This is a genomic window from Gilliamella sp. W8136 (assembly GCF_016101285.1).
Classification (GTDB): domain Bacteria; phylum Pseudomonadota; class Gammaproteobacteria; order Enterobacterales; family Orbaceae; genus Gilliamella; species Gilliamella apicola_N.
Window position 1 is genome coordinate 13,041 of sequence record NZ_JACFQU010000023.1, and the last position, 22,434, is coordinate 35,474.

Consider the following 22,434-nt stretch of genomic DNA (forward strand, 5'->3'; position numbering starts at 1 on the left):
TTTTTTAGTTTTTGTGATGCAGATCAAATTAGCTAAAGGAGTGTTTATTGAATAGGTGAGTTATTGATAATTTGCCGTTTCCAATTTAATTTAAATGATAAATTCAGATTAAATTATGAAAAACACGTTAATAAATTTTGTGTGTAGCAAGCTTGGAGAGGGCTGACTGATAGGTTTATTTCTACCGTTATAAAACGGTAGAAATAAAATTGAATTAGTGATGATCAATAAAGATAAATTTTAAAGCAAATAATAGAGCAAAAGTAATAACGCAAAGGTTGAGTTCTTTAAATTTACCTGTACAGGTTTTTAATACGACATAAGAGATAAAACCAAGCGCAACCCCTTCTGTAATCGCGAAAGCAAATGGCATCATTAATGCGGTGATAAATGCTGGTGTTGCATCAGTTAAATCTGACCAATTGACTTTAACTAAGCTTGAAACCATTAAAATTCCAACAAAAATAAGCGCACCAGAGGTAGCATATTTTGGTACAAGGTGAGCTAATGGTGATAAAAAGGTCATCATTAAAAATAATAATCCAACAACCACAGCCGTTAAGCCTGTACGACCACCAACAGAGATACCTGCAGAGCTTTCAATATAGGTTAATACAGATGATGTACCAAATAAGCCACCAAGAGATGAGCTAAAACTATCAATTAATAACGCTTGACGCATTTTTGGAAAGCGACCTTTTTCATCACAAATACCCGCTTTATCGGTTAATGCCAGAATTGTTCCAGATGAATCAAATAAGCTGACAATCATAACTGAGAAGATTACACCCATAATACCGATGTTGAATGAACCGGCAAGGTCAACGTGACCGACAACAGGAGTTACACTTGGTGGGATAGATGCAATACCTTGATAATTAATATCGGGATCTAACCAAAGCGCAAGCAGCGTTACAACAAAAATCGAAACAAGCACTGCTGCATGAAAGTTACGCGCAGCTAAAATTATAATAATAAAAAAGCCCAGTGAACCGAGTAATACTTTTAGCGATAAAATATTCCCCATGGTTAATAGTGTTGCCGGCGAAGAAACGACAATACCCATATTTTGAAAGCCCATAAAAGCAATAAATAAGCCAATCCCGGCACTAATACCGACGCGTAAACATTGTGGAATGTGTTCAATTAACCAATGGCGAACTTTCAATAATGATAATAAAAAAAATACGAGCGATCCCCAAAATATCGCTCCCATACCTATTTGCCATGAGTAACCCATTGCACCACATATTCCATAAGCAAAAAAGACGTTAAGTCCCATTGCTGGGGCTAAAGCAATGGGTAAATTGGCAAATAAACCCATTAAAATAGTGGCAAAGGCTGTAACAACGCAAGTTAACACAAATACAGCTGAAGTATCCATACCCGTTGCAGATAAAATGGAAGGATTGACGAAGATTATATAGACCATTGTAAGAAAAGTGGTACAACCAGCGATAATTTCAGTACCGACAGTTGTTTTTTTTTCTTTCAATTGAAATATTTTTTCAAATATTGAATTCATAAATTAAAGCCCAATTTTGGTTGTCAAGAATGAACGTATTTAACGTTTTGCTATTTATTTTTTACCAAAAGTAAAAAATAAAAAAGATGAGGGCTGTTACTCCACATCTTTTAAAAAAGAAATTTTACTGCATAATTATTGCTTGTTATTTATTTAGGTCAAGCGTTATTCTAGTTTGTGCAGTGCACTCGGCACAGTACTACTCAGATACAGCATCAAGTTTGTTCAAAGTAATTTTGACTTTAAGAATACGGTGGCTTTCTATCTCGGCAATTTCGAATAGATAATCACCAATTTGTATCGTCTCACCGATATTAAGCAAATGTTGAGCTTTTTCCATTAGCAATCCTGCCAGAGTATGATATTCACGTTTATCATCAATGGGTATAGGGACAAAACGAATTAATTCTTCAACAGGAATATAGCCATTAGCAATCCAACTATTATCATCTATACATTGAATATCATGTTTAGCATCAATTTCCTCTTCTTCTGTTGGAAAATCCCCCGCAATGGTTTCAATAATGTCTGTTACCGAGACAACGCCTTGCATTGAGCCAAATTCATCAACGACAAAAGCAAAGTGGGTTTTAGCCTTTTTAAATTGCTCGAGTGCAACCAATAAAGATACCGTCTCTGGGAAGATAAGAGGCTGTTTAATCAATGAATTAATATCAATCGATTTTTTGCTTTGGATCATATCTTTTAAAAGATCGTTGACTTGAATGATACCTAGCGGTTCATCAATTGAGGCATTATCCGTGACAACTAAACGTGAATGAGGATTATCAAGAATTTCTTTTAGTATGACTTGACGATCATCATTAATATTAACCATATCAACATTTAATCGTGATGTCATAACACTACTGACTGAACGCTGGGCAAGTCCAAGTACCCGTTCGACCATGCTTAATTCTTGGTGATTAAATACAGAGACTTTTTTATTTGTATCTGATACCACATCAATCGTGTGAGTTTCAGGATCTTCTTCAGCATCACCTTTAAGTAAATGCAAAACAGCTTCGGCGGTACGTTCACGTAATGGTTTTTTGTTTAATATTTTACGACGATTAAAAATAGCCAATTGATTGAAAAATTCAATCATAATTGAGAATCCAATCGCTGCATATAAATAACCTTTAGGAATAATAAACCCAAATCCTTCTGCAACTAAACTAAAGCCAATCATCAGTAAGAAGCTTAAACATAAAATGACAATAGTTGGATGTGAGTTAACAAAATGAGCTAAAGGTCCACTGGCAACCATCATAATGGCAATGGCAATACAAACAGCAATAATCATCACTGGAATATGTTCAACCATACCCACAGCGGTAATTACTGAGTCTAAAGAAAATACTGCATCAAGTACCACGATTTGAGCCACCACTGTCCAAAAATGTGAGGTTTTTTTCGGTTTTCCCTCTTCATGGGCAGAGCCTTCAAGGCGTTCATTGAGCTCCATCGTTGCTTTGAAAAGCAAAAATAGTCCTCCAATAAACATAATTAATTGGCGCGCATTGAACGTAATACCAAATTTTGAAAATAGTGGTGTATTAAGCGTAACTAACCAACCAGTTATCATTAATAATAAAACACGGGTAATTAATGCAAATGCAAGTCCGGTTATACGGGCTTTATCTCGTTGGTGAGGTGGAAGTTTCTCGGCAAGAATGGCTATAAAAACAATATTATCAATACCAAGGACGATTTCAAGTACAACCAGAGTGGATAAACCAATCCAGATTGTAGGATCCATGATCCATTCCATATGTCAGGTGATTACCTCTAATGATCACAGCACATGCTGCCGTGTAATTCTGGCTGTAATTGACCAAATAATCAATAAAATATTTATAAAAATTGTTTATTTTGTTAAAAAGTTTCAGGTTAACTATACGTTTCAGTATAAAATCAGCTTCGCCAGAAAGTTGGTGTAAATAAAACAAGTAAAGTAAATATTTCTAACCGACCAAATAACATATCAACTATCATGACCCATTTAACCATGTCACTTACACTAGCAAAATTATCACTTACACTTCCAAGGCCAACACCTAAGTTATTGAGTGATGATGCCACAATGTAGAAAGAATCAGAAGCTGTGACGCCTGTTGCCATAATGATAAATAGGCTGACTAAAAAGACTAAGGCATAGGCCGAGAAAAATCCCCAAACAGCTTCAATAATTCGTTCAGGTACGACACGATTGTTTAGTTTCAATGTATAGATAGCATTGGGGTGAATAAGGCGTTTTAGCTCTCGTGAACCTTGCATAAATAGTAATAGTACTCGAACGACTTTCAAACCCCCGCCCGTTGAACCAGCACATCCACCAATAAACGATGCACATAGTAAAAACAGGGGAAGTAATGACGGCCAGGTATTGATATCATCAATGGTAAATCCTGCTGTTGCTGCAACAGAGACAACTTGCAATATTATTTTGTCTATACTTAATTTGTGTTTTACCTGATAAAAGTAAACTCCACATGCACAAATCACAATTAAAATAAGCAAAATAAAGATAAACGTTCTAAACTCTTGGTCTCGCCAATATACCTTAATTGATAATCCGTTTAATGAGGCAAAATGTAACGCAAAATTACAACCCGATAAAATTAGAAAAATAGTGATAATATAGTTGATGGTCGCGCTGTTAAAATAAGCAAGATTATCATCGTGAGTAGAAAATCCGCCCATCGATATGGTTGAAAAACTGTGTGAAACAGCGTCAAAAATATTCATTCCGGCAGCCCATAAGCAAATTGCACAGAGCGTTGTGAGTAAAATATAAATTGACCACAGTGTTTTTGCCGTTTCGGCAATACGTGGACGCATTTTGCTGTCTTTTTGTGGACCAGGGATTTCAGCACGATAAAGCTGCATGCCCCCAACACCTAATAACGGTAAGATTGCAACCGCTAAAACGATAATACCCATACCTCCCAACCATTGTAATAATTGCCGATAAAAAAGTAGGGCTTTAGGTAGGTGATCGAGATGTACAATCGTTGTTGCACCTGTTGTCGTTAAGCTGGAAAACGATTCGAAAAATGCTGTGGTTAAATTTAAATTGATATGGGTGTCGAAAATAAAGGGAAATGCTCCAATTGTACCGAGTACAACCCAAAATAATACGACGATAAAGAAACCTTCTCGAGTACTAAGTTCATGGCGTTGGTGACGATTGGGTAACCATAGCAAACAACCTAATATTAATGCGGCGAAGAAAGAGCGAACAAATATAGCACCTGCACCATCACGATAGATGAGAGCAATCAGTGCCGGTAGTAACATAAATATCGACAAGAGTGCTATTAATAGACCTATAATTCTAAGAATTGAGCGCCAGTGCATCATATTGATCGTCTCTATTTAAAACCACGAGAGGCTTTGATTAGATCATAAGCCGCTTGAATTTCTTGTGCTCGTTTTTTAGCGGCTTCAAGCATCTCTTTTGGTAATCCTTTAGATACTAACTTGTCAGGATGATGTTCATTCATTAATTTACGATAAGCTCTTTTTATTGTCGCAATATCATCAGATGGTTCAACGCCAAGAATTTTATAGGCATTTTGTAAATTTAGTTGTGAAGAGTTATTTTGATAACCACCATAGCTATTATTACTGTGCCGATATTGATTATATTGTTCCTCTTGGTAGTTATAATTTTGTTGATGGAAATGATAACTCCCCATCATCATTTGAATGTAAATCGCCATTTGATGCCGTGGAATATTGAATTCCTCGGCAACAATAAAGAGTATTTCTGACTCTTTATCATCTAAACGACCATCGATTAATGCTGCTTGGATAAGCTGCTCACAGAAAATATTTAAAACATTACGTCTAGAACGATATTGATTATATAACTCTCTTAAACGTGCCCTGAGTGGGTAATCACTTGCCTTACCGCGATTAAAGGAGTCTTGAGCAAGTTGACGACTATTGCTATCAAGCTGCAATTGGGTCATAAATCTACGAGCCAGATTAATATCATCTTGCGTTACAACGCCTTTAGATTTACCTAAATGACCCAGTACTTCAAAAACGACGGTTAAGTAGAGTCTTGGGTTTCCTTTGGGGCTTTGGTCAGTTAATTTATTACAAAATGCATGGTAGAGTTTTGGACCAATAAATAGCCCAAGTAAAAACCCCCAATTTGATTTTAATATAATGCTTAAAACAAAGCCTGTAATTATTGCCCAAATAAAAGACATATTATTAAATTACCTCAATTCGATCTATTTTTTGTAATCCACGTGGTAAAGACGTTCCTTTACGCGCGCGTTCCGCCTTAAATTTTTCTAAATCAGCCGGATTGAGCGTAAGTTTGCGTTTACCAACATATAAGGTTAAGGATGTTTCTGGTGTGATTAATCGTATATAAGCAAGGCTGTCTTCTGCACCTGATAATGATATGATTTTATTACCTTTACCTTTTGCAAGCTCTGGTAAATCTTTTACAGGGAAGACGAGCATTCGTCCTGCTTGAGTAATGGATAATAATAAGCTATCTTCAGATAGAATTTCAATTGGCGTTAGCACTTTAGCACCGTTTGGTAAATTGATTATTGCTTTACCATTACGATTACGAGTAACTAAATCATTGAATTGACAAATAAAGCCATAACCAGCGCTAGAGGCTAACAAGAACTTTTGATTTTCATTCGCTGACATTAACATGTGCTCAATTGTGGCTCCAGCAGGAAGTGCTAGTTTCCCCGTTATTGGTTCACCTTGTCCGCGCGCTGATGGTAGTGTATTTGGCTCAATAGCATAACTTCGACCAGTTGAATCAATGAATACGACGGGTTGATTGCTTTTACCTTTGGCTGCAACTTTAAAACTATCGCCAGCTTTATAACTTAAACCAGCAGGATCAATATCATGGCCTTTTGCTGATCTCACCCAGCCCATTTCAGATAATACAACAGTGACAGGTTCTGATGGGGTGAGTTCTTGTTCTGTAATAGCTTTAGCTTCACTACGCTCAACAATCGGTGAACGACGCTCATCGCCATATTTTTCGGCATCTTGTTGAAGCTCTTTTTTAATTAAATTATTTAATTTTCGTGGCGAAGCCAATAACGCTTGTAACTGATCTCGTTCTTTAGCAAGTTCGTTTTGTTCACCTTTAATTCGCATCTCTTCCAATTTGGCTAAATGACGAAGTTTTAACTCTAAAATAGCTTCTGCTTGAATTTCGGTCAGAGCAAAGCGACGAATTAACTCAGCTTTTGGATCTTCCTCATTACGGATAATTTCAATCACTTCGTCAATATTTAAGAAAGCAATTAATAGACCGTCTAAAATATGTAGTCGCTTTAACACTTTGTCTAAACGATAATTTATGCGACGTATGACAGTTGCTCGACGGTATTCTAGCCATTCAGTAAGAATTTCAACCAAACCTTTTACTGATGGGCGATTGTCTAGCCCAATCATATTCATATTTACCCGATAGCTTTTTTCAAGATCGGTGGTGGCAAAAAGGTGATTCATTACTTGTTCTAAATCAACACGATTAGAACGAGGTACGATAACCAATCGAGTAGGATTTTCGTGATCAGACTCATCGCGTAAATCTTCAATCAATGGTAATTTTTTAGCCCGCATTTGCGATGCAATTTGCTCTAAAATTTTTGCACCAGAGACTTGATGTGGTAGATCGGTAATAACAATATCACCGTCTTCTTTTTTCCAAACTGCACGCATGCGAATTGAACCGCGACCTGTTTTATATATTTTAGCAATATCCTCTGGTGAGGTAATAATTTCGGCCTCGGTTGGAAAATCCGGCCCTTGAATGTGAGCCATCACTTCACTTAAAGTTGCATTAGGGTTATCAGCCAACATAATGGCAGCATTTGCTACTTCACGGATATTATGCGGTGGAATGTCTGTCGCCATACCAACAGCAATACCCGTAGTACCATTTAATAAAATATTTGGTAATCGAGCTGGTAGCATTTTAGGCTCTTGCAATGTACCATCAAAGTTAGGTGTATAATCAACGGTACCTTGCCCTAATTCTCCCAATAATAATTCCGCATATTTTGATAAACGTGATTCAGTGTAACGCATAGCAGCAAATGATTTAGGATCATCTGGTGCCCCCCAGTTGCCTTGACCATCAACTAGTGGGTAACGGTAAGAAAATGGCTGTGCCATTAACACCATCGCTTCATAACATGCAATATCACCATGCGGGTGATATTTACCGAGCACATCACCAACAGTACGTGCTGATTTTTTAAATTTTGCTTGAGCATTTAGCCCTAATTCGGACATGGCATAAACAATACGTCGTTGTACGGGTTTTAGACCGTCACCAATAAAAGGTAATGCCCGATCCATAATGACATACATTGAGTAGTTTAAATAAGCACTTTCTGTAAATGTACGTAGTGACTGGATTTCTACTCCGTCATGAGTTATTTCACTCATTATTGTTCCTCTAAATCATTCTTTATGTTAGACATCAAGTTCGACTTGATCACCTTTTTCTTGTAACCATTCACGGCGATCTTCTGAACGTTTTTTGGCTAGTAGCATATCCATTAATGCCATGGTTTCTTCTGTATTATCAAGTGATAACTGAACTAATCGGCGGGTATTAGGATCCATTGTTGTTTCACGTAGTTGTAATGGGTTCATTTCACCCAGTCCTTTGAAACGTTGGACATTCGGTTTACCTTTTTTACGTTTTAGTTGATCTAAAATACCTTCTTTTTCTTCTTCATCTAAAGCGTAATGTACTTCTTTGCCTAGATCGATGCGATAAAGAGGTGGCATTGCCACAAAGACATGTCCTTGTTCAACCATAACACGAAAATGACGAACAAATAGCGCACAAAGCAAAGTGGCAATATGCAATCCGTCTGAGTCAGCATCAGCTAAAATACAGATTTTACCATAACGTAATTGGCTTAGGTCATCACTATCAGGGTCGATGCCAATGGCTACTGAAATATCATGAATCTCTTGTGAACCTAAGACCTCGTCAGATGAAACTTCCCAAGTATTTAATATTTTACCTTTTAAAGGCATGATCGCTTGATATTCACGATCTCGTGCCTGTTTAGCGGATCCTCCCGCTGAATCCCCTTCGACTAAAAACAGTTCTGTACGACTTAAATCTTGTGAGGAACAATCTGCCAATTTACCTGGCAGAGCTGGGCCACTCGTGAGCTTTTTACGAATAACTTTCTTTGATGCTCTTAAACGTTTTTGTGCACTGCTAATGACCATTTCTGCCAATGATTCAGCGATCTGTACATTTTGGTTTAACCATAAACTAAATGCATCTTTAACAATCCCAGATACAAATGCTGCACTTTGTCTTGATGATAGGCGTTCTTTGGTTTGCCCAGCAAACTGTGGTTCTTGCATTTTTACTGATAATACATATGCACAACGTTCCCAAATATCATCAGCCGTAAGTTTTAAACCGCGCGGTAATAAATTTCGAAATTCACAAAATTCCCGCATGGCATCAAGCAATCCTTGGCGCAAACCATTAACATGCGTGCCACCTTGTATGGTTGGAATTAAGTTAACATAACTTTCTGTTAAAAGTTCGCCACCTTCTGGTAACCAAAGTAAAGCCCATTCGACAGCTTCAGTTTCACCCGTGTGGCTACCTGTAAATGGCTCTTCAGGTAATAGTGTGTAACCACTAACAGACTCCATTAAATAATCTTTTAAGCCATCTTGATAACACCAGCGTTGTTCCGTATTGTTAATTTTGTCTTTGAAAATAATTTCCAGACCTGGACAGAGTACCGCTTTCGCTTTAAGCAAATGAGTTAAGCGGGGCACTGAAAATCGAGGTGAATCAAAATACTTTTCATCTGGCCAAAAACGTACTTTAGTACCCGTGTTACGACGACCACATGTACCTATTACATGTAAATCTTCAACTTTATCACCATTTTCAAAAGCGATTTGATACACTTGACCATCGCGATTAACAGTAACTTCTACCCGTTTGGATAAAGCATTAACCACGGAAATACCTACACCATGCAAACCACCAGAGAACTGATAATTTTTGTTCGAAAATTTACCTCCGGCATGTAAACGGCAAAGTAGTAGCTCAATGGCTGGCACCCCTTCTTCAGGATGAATATCAACCGGCATTCCTCGTCCATCATCAATGACCTCAAGAGAATTATCTTCATAAAGGGTGACTTTCACTTGACGAGCATGTCCCGCAATAGCTTCATCGACACTGTTATCAATGACTTCTTGCCCTAAATGATTCGGGCGAGCCGTGTCAGTATACATTCCAGGGCGATGTCGAACTGGATCGAGCCCCTTTAAGACTTCAATATCAACGGCATTATAAGTAGATTGTGACATAGCGTTTCTATTTCATTTAAATAAATGGGGTGTATTATACCAATCTTTCTTTAAGATGCATGATATTAAATTTATAATGAAATACAAATAGCGTTTTAAGATAGTGCATTAGTTGATAATAATTATTATTTAGTTAATTTATTTGAAATTAATCATGCTTTATACTGCTTTTTTAGTTTTAATATTCCATTAATAGTAATATGATAAATAAATCCCATATAAAAAGTAAGGGAATGCAATGAGTAAGTCAAAAAACAATAAAATTAGTCGACGTGATTTTTTACAAAAATCGATAGCAATCGGGAGTATTGCAGCATTAACAAGTAATATGCAAATGCCTTTTGCTTATGCGGAATCGGATAAAAATACCAGTAGTAATGAAATTCCTAATCCTACTAACCAAGAAAAAATCTTTTATAGCGCCTGTTTAGTCAACTGTGGAAGCCGTTGCCCACTAAAAGTTCATGTTAAAAACGATATCATTACTAAAATTTCTGCTGAAGATGGTATTAATGATCCTGTTTTTGGACTGCATCAAATTCGCCCTTGTTTGCGTGGCCGATCTGTCCGCTGGCGAACTTATGATCCTGATCGTTTAAAATATCCAATGCTGCGAGTTGGTAAACGGGGTGAAGGTAAATTTAAGCGAATTTCATGGGATGAGGCGATTAATTTATTAGCTGATAAACTCAAATATACTATTGATAAGTATGGTAATGAGGCTATTTATTATCAATATGGTACAGGTACTACTGGCGCAAATATCCCCGGACGTAATGCCTGTAAGCGGTTTTTAAATACGATTGGTGGTTTTTTGAATTATCATGGTGATTATTCAAGTGGGCAAATAACAGCGATTCAACCCTATATTTATGGTAATGCCAAAGAATCTTTGTTAGACCAAATAAAACATTCTGATTTGGTTGTGATGTTTGGTCAAAATATTGCCGAAACTCGAATGTCAGGTGGTGGACAAGTTACGGAGTTATTTAATGCTTTATCACAAAGTAAGGCAAGGGTCATCATTATCGATCCTCGACGTAGTGAAAGCGTAGTTGGTTATGATGCTGAATGGATCCCCATCATTCCCGGTACTGATGCCGCTTTGGTTGCCGCAATTGGATATGCTTTACTTGAAGAAGATCGCATTGATGATGAAATGCTCAATCGATACTGCGTGGGTTGGAATGCTGACTCACTGCCTGATACTGCACCGCCTTTTAGCGATTTTAAATCTTATATTCTTGGTTTGGGGGATGATAGAACCCCAAAAACACCTGAATGGGCAGCTCAAAAAACTGGCATTCCAGCAAATCAAATTCGAAAATTGGCGATCGACATAGTCAATGCTAAGGCTGCATGGATTTCCCAAGGTTGGGGACCTCAACGTTGGCAAAATGGTGAACATACCACAAGAGCGATCATGATATTACCAATCATCACAGGTCAGTTTGGTAAGCGTGGAACCAATATAGGAACTTGGGGGGGCAGTGTGACTTATTCTGTTCCAAGTTTAAGTCTAGTTAACCCAATTAAAACCAGTATTCCTTTCTTTTTATGGACTAAAGCCATTGATGAACCATTTAGCATGACTGCCAAAAATTCTTATATAAAAGGTAAAGATAAATTAGATGTTGGTATTAAATTTATCTGGAGTTATGCAAGTAATGTTATTGGTAATCAGCATGCAGATCTCAATCGAACTCACCAAATTTTACAAGATGAATCAAAATGCGAATTTATTTTAGTTTGGGACACTCATATGACCGCGTCGGCTAAATATGCCGATTTATTATTACCAGATGTATCATCGGTGGAAAGTAATGATCTGATTAACAATTCTTATGCATCAGGTGCTTATCATTATATTATTCGTATGCAACGAGCAATTAAGCCTCTTTGGGAAAATCGTTCGTCATACGATGTGTTGACTGATTTATCAGAAAAGATGGGAGTAAAAGATAAATTCACGCAAGGTCGCACTCAAGATGAGTGGATAGAGTATTGCTATGAAAAACTCCGCAAACAAGAGCCTAATTTACCAAGCTTTGATGAAACTGATGGTATGGGAGTCATTGATCGTAAGTTAGCTAATAGTGATAACCACATTGCTTTACAAACCTTCAGAGATGATCCTCTTAAAAATCCATTAAATACGCCATCAGGAAAAATTGAACTTTATTCTGAAGCATTGGCTAAAATTGCCAATGAATGGGAGTTTGATGAAGATGATAAACTTTATCCTATTCCAGCTTATTTACCTGCTATTGAAGGCAGTGAAGATAAACAACAGAAACAAAAATATCCATTACAATTAATTGGTTTTCATATTAAAGGTCATTGTCATTCAAGTTACAGTAATCTACCGCAATTACGAGAAGCTGTGGCGAGCAGTATCTGGATTAATCCATTTGATGCAGAGCCGAGACAGATTAAGCATGGACAGTTAGTTGAGGTTTATAACGATCGTGGTCGATTGTATATACCTGCTAAAGTCACACCACGTATATTGCCTGGTGTTATTGCAATTCCTCAAGGTTTGTGGGCAAAAATTAATGAAGCAGGGATTGATATTGGTGGTTGTGTCAATCGCCTAACTTCAATGCGCCCATCTGTTCTGGCTAAATCCAATCCACAACATACAAATTTGGTTGAAATTAAACCATTGTCAGCTATGTCAACGGCATCGTAATTACAGGGAGATGATAAAAATGCAATATGGATTCTATATTAACTCTTCTAAATGTACGGGCTGTAAAACTTGCCAATTGAGTTGCAAAGATGAGAAAGATAACTCTTTAGGTATCCATTTTCGTCGTGTTTATGAATATGGCGGTGGTGATTGGCAACAAGTTGATGGTCTTTGGCAAAATAATACTTTTACTTACTATTTGTCGATTTCTTGCAATCATTGTGAACAACCGACTTGCGTTCAAGGATGTCCAACTGGTGCAATGCATAAACGTGAGCAAGATGGCTTAGTTGTGGTGAATCAAGATGTTTGTATTGGTTGCCGATACTGCGAAATGCGTTGTCCTTATGGCGCACCACAATATGATCAGCAAAAAAAAGTTATGTCTAAATGTGATGGATGTTATGAGCGTGTAGCAGAAGGATTAAAGCCTGTATGTGTGGAATCATGCCCGCAACACGCTTTAGATTTTGATGAGATTGGTAAGTTACGTGAGCAATATGGTGATGAACGCAATATTGCACCATTACCAAATTCACAATTGACTAAACCCAATATTGTTATAAAACCACATGCACAGGCCAAAGCATCTGGTGATACACTTGGTAAAGTGCTTAATCCGGAGGAGGTCTAAAATGCATGAATTACCACTGGTATTTTTTACTGTATTTGGGCAACTATCTGCGGGGATGGTGCTTTTAGGCAGTCTAAATTATTTATTTAATCGATCAACTCATAATACGCTGATTATCGAAAAAATTAATTTGGTTGCTTTAATTTTCATGGCATTAGGTATGTTACTGGCTTCATTTCACTTAGGTAAACCTTTCCGTGCTTTGAATGTGATTTTCGGTATTGGCCGTTCACCAATGAGTAATGAGATTTTTACCTTTGGGGTATTATTTGGTGTGACATTTGGTTGTGTCATACTTGCTTACTTTTCGCACCTTAACAATTCAAATCGATGGGGCTTTATTAACACTTTATGCCAGCGCATTAATCAAATTCCACATATCGGTAAAATGCTTGCTCTATTGTTGGTGATCTTAAGTTTAGTTTTTGTGTGGACAATTGTATTAACTTACATGTTACCGACGGTTAAAACTTGGGGTACTTACTACACGGCAATTCAAATGTACACCACAATGTTGGTATTGGGTGGGGTTATGGTTGCAATGTTAGGATTCTATCGGACGGGTAGTATTGCCTTTTTTATTGGTGCTTTATTGATACTGTTATTAAAGTTCCCCTATATTAACTTAATGATCGAAATTGCTCCCCAGTTGGCTTATGATCAGTATCATTGGGTTGCAATACAGTGTGGGTTATTGCTGGTAGCATTGATTTTGATTGCCTTAAATAGTTGGCTTAGCAAAAAAATAATGATGATTTATTTGTTTGGTTTTGTATGCACTTTAGTCGCTGAACTTTGTGGACGCATTGCCTTTTATAATTTATGGACGATACCGTTATAATAATCGTAAATATTACTAATTAGCGATAATATATAAATAAGAGATTAAGTAATTTGGATAACTTAACTTCAGTCACATTAGCAAAATTATTGGGTGCATTTTTCTATTATTCACCCAATAGCGAAACAGTTAAACCATTGATTGATGGGCTTCTGCATATCGATGAGTTAGCAAGCTGGACAGATAATAAATTAATTAATAAGCAGTGCCAAATATTAGCCGATCAAATACAAAACCCTGATCTTGATTTTCAGTTTTCATTGTTATTTGAAGGGCAAGGTAGTATGCCAGTCCCTCCTTGGGGTTCGGTATATCTTGATCAAGAAAAGTTATTAATGGGAGAATCACAAGAGCGTTACCGTCAATTTTTACAACAAAATGGTTTAATGCTTAATAGTGGTATGAATGAACCAGAGGATCAGTTCGGGTTAATGCTAATGGCTTTTGCTCTATTAGCAGAAAAAAAACAGTTAGGGGCAGCAAAGCAACTCATTACTGATCATCTATCAATTTGGAGTTCGACCTATTTAAATTGCTTAAAACACAATGAGATTAGTTTTTTTTACCAAGCTTTAGCTGTGATTACGGAACAATATTTACAGATATTATTAACCAATATTGAATTAGATCTGTTATAACTATTAAAAAAATTAAATTCTTGTTCAAACAGATATTTTTATACCTTATACCTAGCATTGCAGCTTTTAAGATAAACGGTATAATTCTCCAATAATTTATCAGGATAAATTCTATTTATGCTAGCTTATTTACAACTAATGCGACTCGATCGTCCAATTGGCTCATTGCTATTATTATGGCCAACATTTTGGGCTATTTGGCTTGCGACCCATTATCCTCCGGTTTATATCATTGTTGTATTTACTTTAGGGGTACTGGTCATGCGTTCAGCTGGATGTGTTGTGAATGATTACGCTGATAGGCATTTGGATGGTCATGTTGATCGTACTAAGGATCGTCCATTGGCACGCGGGGCATTAACTGAAAAAAATGCATTGTGGACGCTATTAATACTGTTAGTTGTGGCATTAGGTCTTTTGTTAATCTTAAACAAATTATCATGGTTTATAGCCTGCTTAGCATTGTTAACGGCAATGGTTTATCCTTTTATGAAACGTTACACCCATTTTCCTCAAGTTATCTTAGGTATCGCCTTTAGTTGGAGCATTCCGATGGCGTATGCAGCAACAATAGAACAATTCCCATTAACGTGTTGGTTACTTTGTGTTGCAAATATTTGTTGGACAGTTGCTTATGATACGGAGTATGCCATGGTTGATCGTAATGACGATGTAAAAATTGGTATTAAGTCGACAGCCATTTTATTTGGTCAATATGACAAGTTAATTATTGGAGTGCTACAGGCAATTATGCTTATTAGCTTATTGGCTATTGGTAAAATCAATCAGTTATCTGCTTTTTATTATTTTGGTCTATTATTGACGGTATTGCTGTTTATTTATCAACAATGGTTAATTAAAGATCGTGACAGAACAAATTGTTTTAAAGCTTTTATGAATAATAATTATGTCGGTTTGGTTGTATTTATTGGGATATTTGCGGCATAAATATTTATTAAAAGTAATATTGTTATCGATTTTTACTTCAAAATGAGTAGTAAAATAAATAATTCCAATAAGATAAGACGTTAGTGAAAGTAATGATCTATCTAACGTCGTTTATCCAACTATTTTTCATTGTTTATTGATTTATTTATTAAAAAGACCAGAATTAATTTCAATCCTGTTTCTTTTTTAATAAGTTTGTTTCAAATGGTATACAATATTGGCAGATAGAATAAGTAGTATGAACAAATCCTAATATAGGCATAAATATTTTAGATTGAATAATATTAGCCATTCTAAACTTGAGTATAGTTAATCATAAAAACTATTATGATATAACAATAAAATTTTAATTTATCGAACTTGATAGAAATTAAAAAAAGATATCAATAGGTAATATTATTCACTTTTCAATTCATTTTGGTTTTAATTTAATCTTGTTCAGCTAAGGTTGCTTGCACAATTCGCAGTGCATCAAAAGTTTCTTTAACATCATGAACACGAATAATTTGTGCCCCTTGCATAGCTGCAATTACGGCACAAGATACACTACCAATCATACGTTCTTGAGGGGCAACATTTAAGACTTGTCCTATCATTGATTTCCGTGACATACCGACTAATAACGGTAAACCAAAATGGTGAAAGTTGTTTAATTTAGCTAATAATCGATAGTTGTGTTGTAGAGTTTTACCAAAACCAAATCCCGGATCGAGTATGATTTTTTCACGCTCTATTCCTGCATTTACACAACGGTTAATATGTTGAGTAAAAAATTGATCCACTTCTTGATATATGTCTTGTTGATAATGTGGCGCATTTTGCATGGTTTTTGGATCACCTTGCATATGCATAATACAAACCGGTAATTGTGTCTTTGCTGCGGCTTCAATGGCATCAGGCTCGGTTAGTGCTCGAATATCATTAATTAAGTGAGCCCCGGCTTTTGCCGACTCAGTCATTACTTGTGGTTTAGAGGTATCGACTGAAATCCAAACATCGAAATAACGTGCAATTTTTTCAACCAAAGGTATAACACGATCCAACTCTTCTTCAACCGATACTTCAGCCGCACCTGGACGAGTTGATTCACCACCCACATCAATGAATGTTGCACCTGATTGAATCATACTGTCAACTCGGCGCATAGCATCATCAAGATTATTGTAATTACCTCCATCAGAAAATGAATCGGGTGTCATATTAACAATACCCATTACTTGTGGAAATGAAAGATCCATTATCTGATTTTTAAATCGAATTTCCATAATTGTGCCTTATTTAATTGAATCTTGATAATTATTTTTTAATCTATAGCGTTATAAAATCTTTAACTATGAAAAACGCGCCGTAGCGCGTTATGTTTATATCTTATGAGCAAATTAACTTTCTGGTTGAGGTGGGGTTGTACTACCCTCATTTGGAATTTTGTTTGCTGCTTTTTCATCACCTTCTGTCCAATCATCTGGGACAGAAACTGGACGGCGTGCAATTAAATCTGCAACTTGTTTTGAACCAATAGTTTCATATTTCATTAATGCATCTTTCATTGCATGAAGTACATCAATATTATCCGTTAATATTTGGCGGGCTCGTTGGTAATTACGATCGATTATCGCTTTGACTTCTTCATCAATGATTCGAGCTGTTTCATCTGAAATATCTTTAGGACGCCCATAGGCTGAATTTTCATCCATTTCATAAAATAATGGTCCTAAACGCTCAGAAAAGCCCCATTGTGTGACCATTGCCCTCGCATACTGAGTTGCAACTTTAATATCATTTGATGCGCCTGTCGATACTTTATCTGTACCGTAGATTAACTCTTCTGCAAGTCGACCACCATAAAGTGTTGCAATATCGCCCTCTAATTTTTCTCGACTTTCACTTACTCGGTCACCTTCTGGTAAAAAGAAAGTCACACCTAAGGCGCGTCCACGAGGAATAATGGTCACTTTGTGGATTGGATCGTGATCAGGCATTAAATAGCCAATAATCGCATGTCCAGCTTCGTGATAAGCCGTTGAGACAAGTTGTTCTTGGGTCATGGTTAATGAACGTCTTTCTGTACCCATATTGATTTTGTCTTTGGCTTCTTCAAATTCATCCATGGTGACAAGACGTTTATTACGTCGAGCAGCAAATAAAGCAGCTTCATTAACTAAATTGGCTAGTTCTGCACCTGAATAACCTGGTGTACCTCGTGCTAATACCGATAAATCAACATCAGACCCTAGTGGAATTTTACGCACATGTACGGCTAAAATTTGTTCGCGTCCTTTCATGTCAGGTAAACCAATTTGTACTTGTCGGTCAAAACGACCAGGACGGAGTAAAGCAGGATCAAGTATATCCACTCGGTTAGTTGCAGCGATAATGATAATGCCACTATTGGTTTCAAACCCATCCATTTCAACCAACATTTGGTTTAATGTTTGTTCTCGTTCATCGTGGCCACCCATTGAACCTGCACCACGTTTGCGTCCAACGGCATCGATTTCGTCGATAAAAATAATACAAGGAGCGTGTTTACGAGCTTGATCAAAGAGATCTCTTACACGGGATGCTCCTACACCGACAAACATTTCAACAAAATCAGAACCTGAAATACTGAAGAATGGTACATTGGCTTCGCCAGCTATCGCTTTTGCCAGTAAGGTTTTACCTGTACCTGGAGGCCCAACCATTAGAATTCCTTTTGGAATTCGCCCCCCTAATTTTTGATATTTACCAGGATCACGTAAGAAATCAACGACCTCAGTTACCTCTTGCTTAGCTTCTTCGCTGCCAGCAACATCAGTGAATTTGGTTTTGACCTGATCGGGAGTTAACATGCGGGCTTTACTTTTGCCGATCGCCATTGGCCCGCCTTTACCGCCCCCATTCATTTGGCGAATGACAAAGAACCAAAGACCAATAAATACTGCCATTGGAAACCAAGAAATTAATACATTGGCTAATAAGCTTGGTCTTTCATCAGGTTGGCCATATACAGCAACTTTATTGAGCACCAAATCATCCATTAATTTATCATCATAATAAGGGATATAGGTAACATAATTTTCATTACCGTTGGTTGTAGCAGTAATCTCACGTCCATTGATATGCACTTCTTTGAGCTTTTTGTTGGCAATATCAGAATTAAATTGAGTATAATTAACTTGAGGGAGACCATTAGATATAGCGCTAAATTGGTTAAATACAGCGATTAACACTATAGCAATTACTCCCCAAATCAGTAAATTCTTTACCATGTCGTTCAAAAGAAAAACCTCTCATAAAAATAATAGTTACGACCAAAATTAACGAAGTATGGTACTACAAATTTATTAAACTGGCTACTTCATACCCATTGCAACAATATAAACTTCTCGAGATCTTGCACGAGAAGCTTCAGGTTTACGAATTTTGACTGTTTTAAACATAGCGCGTACTTGTTTTAAATATTCTTCAAATCCTTCTCCTTGAAAGACTTTCACGATGAAATTGCCATTATGTGCAAGCACATCTCTACACATATCAAGTGCAAGTTCAACTAAGTACATTGCTCTAGGTATATCAACAGCTGGTTGACCACTCATATTTGGTGCCATATCAGACATAACAACTTGGACTTTTTCTTCTCCAACTCGTTCTAATAATGCTTTCAAAACGTGTTCATCTCTAAAGTCACCCTGTAAAAAGTCAACACCAACGATAGGATCCATAGGAAGTAGATCACATGCAATAATGCGCCCTTTATTACCAATCAATGAGGCAACATATTGTGACCAACCACCGGGCGCTGCACCTAAATCAACTACAGTAATACCTGGTTTGAATAATTTATCACTTTTTTGAATTTCTTCTAATTTAAACCATGCTCTTGAGCGTAGTCCTTTTTTTTGTGCCTGTTGCACAAAGCGGTCATTAAAATGTTCATTGAGCCAACGCGTTGAACTTGCTGAGCGTTTTTTGTTACTCACAGATAATAAATCCTTAGTATAAGATGGTTACTTCAATTGATTACTCATATATATAAGGGTAAAATAGCCAAATTACAACTTAATGTGATAAAAAATTAATGAATTTATCGAATAAACAAAAACAGTATTTAAAAAGTGAAGCTCATCACCTTAAACCAATTGTGATGATTGGTGCTAATGGATTTACCGAGGGCGTTTTAGCCGAAATTGAAAATGCCTTGAATTTCCATGAATTAATCAAAATTAAGATATCCGCAGAAGACCGTGAAACTAAAAAGTTAATTTGTGAAGCCATTATTCGCGAAACAGATGCGCTAGCTGTTCAACAAGTTGGATCGATTTTTACTATTTTTAGACCAAGTGAAGAGAAGAAAATCGCATTACCTAAATAATTGTAACAGGGCGTATAAGCCCTGTACATTTTTTAATTTAAATATATTCAACTTTAACAATATCAAATTCGACATCACCGCCAGGTGTTTTTATTTGTACTGTATCACCATCTTCTTTGCCTATTAGTCCTCTTGCAATCGGAGAGTTGACCGAAATAAGATTTTGTCTATAATCAGCTTCATCATCACCAACGATTCGATAGGTGGTTTCTTCATCCGTATCTACATTTATTACTGTAACCGTTGCACCGAAAATTATTCTTCCAGTATTTTTCACTTTAGTAATGTCGATAATTTGCGCTTGTGATAATTTACCTTCGATTTCTTGAATACGCCCTTCGCAAAAACCTTGTTGTTCTCTTGCTGCATGATATTCGGCATTTTCTTTTAAATCCCCGTGTGCTCTAGCTTCGGCAATGGCTGCTGTAATTTGCGGTCGTTTAACGTTTTTCAGCTCTTCCAATTCCGCACGTAATAATTCTGCTCCCTTTACCGTCATTGGGATTTGTTTCATCTCTGTTTCTCCCGTTTTACTTTTTAACAAATAAAAAATAGCAAGCCTACCTTTATATACAGTAGAAAAGTTATTTATTTTATTTTAAATACACTTATTTTTATATATTAACTTTAAAACTGACTTAATCACAAATCATTTGTATCGAAATCAGATGCTATTTTAATTAAAATGAGGTATCGTAATGTAATTATTAAATAATTTATTTTAGTGATTAGTCTATTTATGCGACGATTAAAACTTTTTATAATTATTTTATCGACAATTGTTTGTTTTTTGATTTTTTTACCTTATTTTTTTCTACAGACTTCATTTGGCGCAAAATTAGCCAGTCAACAATTGTCAAAATTAAGTTCTTATACTATATCAATTGATAATATTCATCATTCATTTGCAAATTTATATGAATTATCATTTGATAATGTAATTATTAGTAATGAAAAACAGGAAATAGTTAGAATTCCTAAATTAGTTATTGGATTAGATAAAAATAATCTTTGGCAATTGAACCATTTTAAGTATATTACTGTTATAAATGGTGTAATTAATTATGATCCAGATATTAAGCATGATAATTTTACAGCAGATACGTTAAAACTCGTTGACTCTACCGTTAATACTTCCTTTAATAATGGGCCAATAAATTTATCTTTACAACAATTAAATGGTGGTATTAAACCATTTAGTTCATCCGGTGATGGAAATTATCAGTTTGATCTGACTTCACAATATGTTTCCCTTAACCAGCTACCAATGAATAAAGTTCTTATTCAAGGATTTCATCGCGATAATATTACATCTATCACTAATTTAGGTGGGAATTTTGATGAAGGTTTCTTTGTGAGTAAATTAAAAATATTATCAGATAATAGTTTGGATATTGAACAATTGAAAGTAAGCAATATTCATTTCCAAACAACGGATGATAATTATTTTGATAAATATTTATCTGCATTACCAAAACTAACGCTTCATCAGTTGTCTATTTTTGAAAGCAGTATACAGTTGCCGTCTTTAATTATTGATAAAGGAAATTTTGAAACAGCTAACCTACGATATGATGATCGATGGCATGTTGAGGATGGTTCTATTATTTTTAATGCTGATAGCGTTGTTTGGCATAATAATACGTTTTCATCGGTATTGCTTCAATTAGCATTAGATGATCAACAAGTCGATATCCAAAAAGCAATGGCAACTTGGAATAATGGCAATGTGAATTTTTCGGGTATATGGAAGAATAACTCATTATATTTAAGTAAGTTATTATTAGCGGGTGTTGATTGCAAAATAACCGAAAAATTGGGGCAATTTTTATTGCCAGACATCTTTAGTCAAGTTGTAATCAATGAATTAACAGTGTTACCAAGCATGTTAATTAATACTAATCGAACTTATCCATTTACTTTAATTAATTTCGAAGTTTCTGGTTCCGATGTAATTTTAGTTAAAGATAAAAAATTTGGCTTATATTTTGGAACTTTATTTTTAAAAGCCGAAAAAGGTTCGATTAATGGGATTGATGTTAACTATCCTGATCTGGTAGTAAAATTTGATTCACAGTATAATACCTTATTGAATTTTAGTTCATTAGTAAGTAATGGAATGGTTGAGGCTGTTGCCAAAGTTAATCCATTGCAAACTGAGTTTTTATCATTGCACATCTCAGCATACGGTATAAGCAGTTTACTTCTTGACGAATGGAAGTTAGTTAAAGAACCTCCTAACACTTTCAATTATAATGCCGATTTACATGGTGATATTTCACCATTTGGTTTATCCGGTACATTTTTAACAAATGGTAATGAGTTTATTGTTAACCCCCAACATTGATTTTAAAAAAAGCAATCTTATATAATTTGTAACAAACTATTTTATTGGTTGTATCAATTTTAATATCAAACTGGCTTTGATA

The 22,434-nt window shown here is 35.9% G+C and carries 17 protein-coding genes; 7 read left to right on the top strand and 10 right to left on the bottom strand.

The window, feature by feature from the left end:
• Positions 1-214: 214 nt before the first annotated feature.
• The 6 genes from H3T96_RS13655 to parE form a co-directional block, all read right to left on the bottom strand.
• On the bottom strand, positions 215-1,525 hold the full coding sequence (locus H3T96_RS13655; RefSeq protein WP_039128408.1) for an NCS2 family permease: 1,311 nt from the start codon (positions 1,523-1,525) through the stop codon (positions 215-217).
• Between the two features lie 199 nt (positions 1,526-1,724).
• On the bottom strand, positions 1,725-3,299 hold the full coding sequence (locus H3T96_RS13660) for a TerC family protein (RefSeq protein WP_039128411.1): 1,575 nt from the start codon (positions 3,297-3,299) through the stop codon (positions 1,725-1,727).
• A 143-nt stretch (positions 3,300-3,442) separates the two neighbouring features.
• Positions 3,443-4,888 (bottom strand): TrkH family potassium uptake protein, encoded by a 1,446-nt coding sequence (locus tag H3T96_RS13665; RefSeq protein ID WP_039129292.1) that lies wholly within the window; start codon positions 4,886-4,888, stop codon positions 3,443-3,445.
• A 14-nt stretch (positions 4,889-4,902) separates the two neighbouring features.
• The gene (djlA, locus tag H3T96_RS13670) at positions 4,903-5,751 is read right to left on the bottom strand and encodes a co-chaperone DjlA (protein WP_144093351.1); all 849 of its coding nucleotides are present in this window, start codon (positions 5,749-5,751) and stop codon (positions 4,903-4,905) included.
• 4 nt (positions 5,752-5,755) lie between these two features.
• Entirely contained in the window at positions 5,756-7,981 is a 2,226-nt protein-coding gene (gene parC / locus H3T96_RS13675; RefSeq protein ID WP_144093350.1) for a DNA topoisomerase IV subunit A, read from the bottom strand.
• Between the two features lie 27 nt (positions 7,982-8,008).
• A complete protein-coding gene (gene parE, locus H3T96_RS13680; RefSeq protein WP_086326329.1) occupies positions 8,009-9,898 on the bottom strand; it encodes a DNA topoisomerase IV subunit B in 1,890 nt (629 codons plus the stop codon).
• A 238-nt stretch (positions 9,899-10,136) separates the two neighbouring features.
• Between parE and H3T96_RS13685 the strand changes: the two genes are divergently transcribed.
• From H3T96_RS13685 to ubiA, 5 genes are all read left to right on the top strand, one after another.
• Positions 10,137-12,590, top strand: coding sequence for a DMSO/selenate family reductase complex A subunit (locus H3T96_RS13685; protein WP_144093348.1), 2,454 nt, complete (start codon positions 10,137-10,139; stop codon positions 12,588-12,590).
• 19 nt (positions 12,591-12,609) lie between these two features.
• A complete protein-coding gene (locus H3T96_RS13690) occupies positions 12,610-13,224 on the top strand; it encodes a DMSO/selenate family reductase complex B subunit (protein ID WP_216355799.1) in 615 nt (204 codons plus the stop codon).
• Position 13,225: 1 nt separating this feature from the next.
• Positions 13,226-14,065, top strand: coding sequence for a DmsC/YnfH family molybdoenzyme membrane anchor subunit (locus tag H3T96_RS13695; protein ID WP_186279292.1), 840 nt, complete (start codon positions 13,226-13,228; stop codon positions 14,063-14,065).
• 53 nt (positions 14,066-14,118) lie between these two features.
• Positions 14,119-14,703 (top strand): molecular chaperone, encoded by a 585-nt coding sequence (locus H3T96_RS13700; RefSeq protein WP_144093344.1) that lies wholly within the window; start codon positions 14,119-14,121, stop codon positions 14,701-14,703.
• A 117-nt stretch (positions 14,704-14,820) separates the two neighbouring features.
• Positions 14,821-15,651: a 4-hydroxybenzoate octaprenyltransferase gene (gene ubiA, locus H3T96_RS13705; protein ID WP_086326324.1), complete on the top strand. Its 831-nt coding sequence runs from the start codon at positions 14,821-14,823 to the stop codon at positions 15,649-15,651.
• Positions 15,652-16,079: 428 nt separating this feature from the next.
• Here the strand turns inward: ubiA and folP are convergent, their stop codons facing one another.
• The 3 genes from folP to rlmE all read right to left on the bottom strand — a co-directional run bounded on the left by folP (position 16,080) and on the right by rlmE (position 19,613).
• Positions 16,080-16,916, bottom strand: coding sequence for a dihydropteroate synthase (gene folP, locus H3T96_RS13710; RefSeq protein ID WP_086327272.1), 837 nt, complete (start codon positions 16,914-16,916; stop codon positions 16,080-16,082).
• A 114-nt stretch (positions 16,917-17,030) separates the two neighbouring features.
• A complete protein-coding gene (gene ftsH, locus H3T96_RS13715) occupies positions 17,031-18,911 on the bottom strand; it encodes an ATP-dependent zinc metalloprotease FtsH (protein ID WP_216355798.1) in 1,881 nt (626 codons plus the stop codon).
• 75 nt (positions 18,912-18,986) lie between these two features.
• Positions 18,987-19,613, bottom strand: a complete 627-nt coding sequence (gene rlmE, locus H3T96_RS13720) for a 23S rRNA (uridine(2552)-2'-O)-methyltransferase RlmE (protein WP_144093342.1) — start codon at positions 19,611-19,613, stop codon at positions 18,987-18,989.
• A 98-nt stretch (positions 19,614-19,711) separates the two neighbouring features.
• Between rlmE and yhbY the strand changes: the two genes are divergently transcribed.
• A complete protein-coding gene (gene yhbY / locus H3T96_RS13725; RefSeq protein WP_086327269.1) occupies positions 19,712-20,005 on the top strand; it encodes a ribosome assembly RNA-binding protein YhbY in 294 nt (97 codons plus the stop codon).
• A 37-nt stretch (positions 20,006-20,042) separates the two neighbouring features.
• Here yhbY and greA read toward each other — a convergent pair whose 3' ends face one another.
• Positions 20,043-20,519 (bottom strand): transcription elongation factor GreA, encoded by a 477-nt coding sequence (greA, locus tag H3T96_RS13730; RefSeq protein WP_065559646.1) that lies wholly within the window; start codon positions 20,517-20,519, stop codon positions 20,043-20,045.
• Between the two features lie 225 nt (positions 20,520-20,744).
• On the opposite strand from greA, the gene H3T96_RS13735 reads away from it, so the two are divergent.
• Positions 20,745-22,352 (top strand): hypothetical protein, encoded by a 1,608-nt coding sequence (locus H3T96_RS13735; protein ID WP_144093340.1) that lies wholly within the window; start codon positions 20,745-20,747, stop codon positions 22,350-22,352.
• The last annotated feature ends 82 nt before the right edge of the window (positions 22,353-22,434 follow it).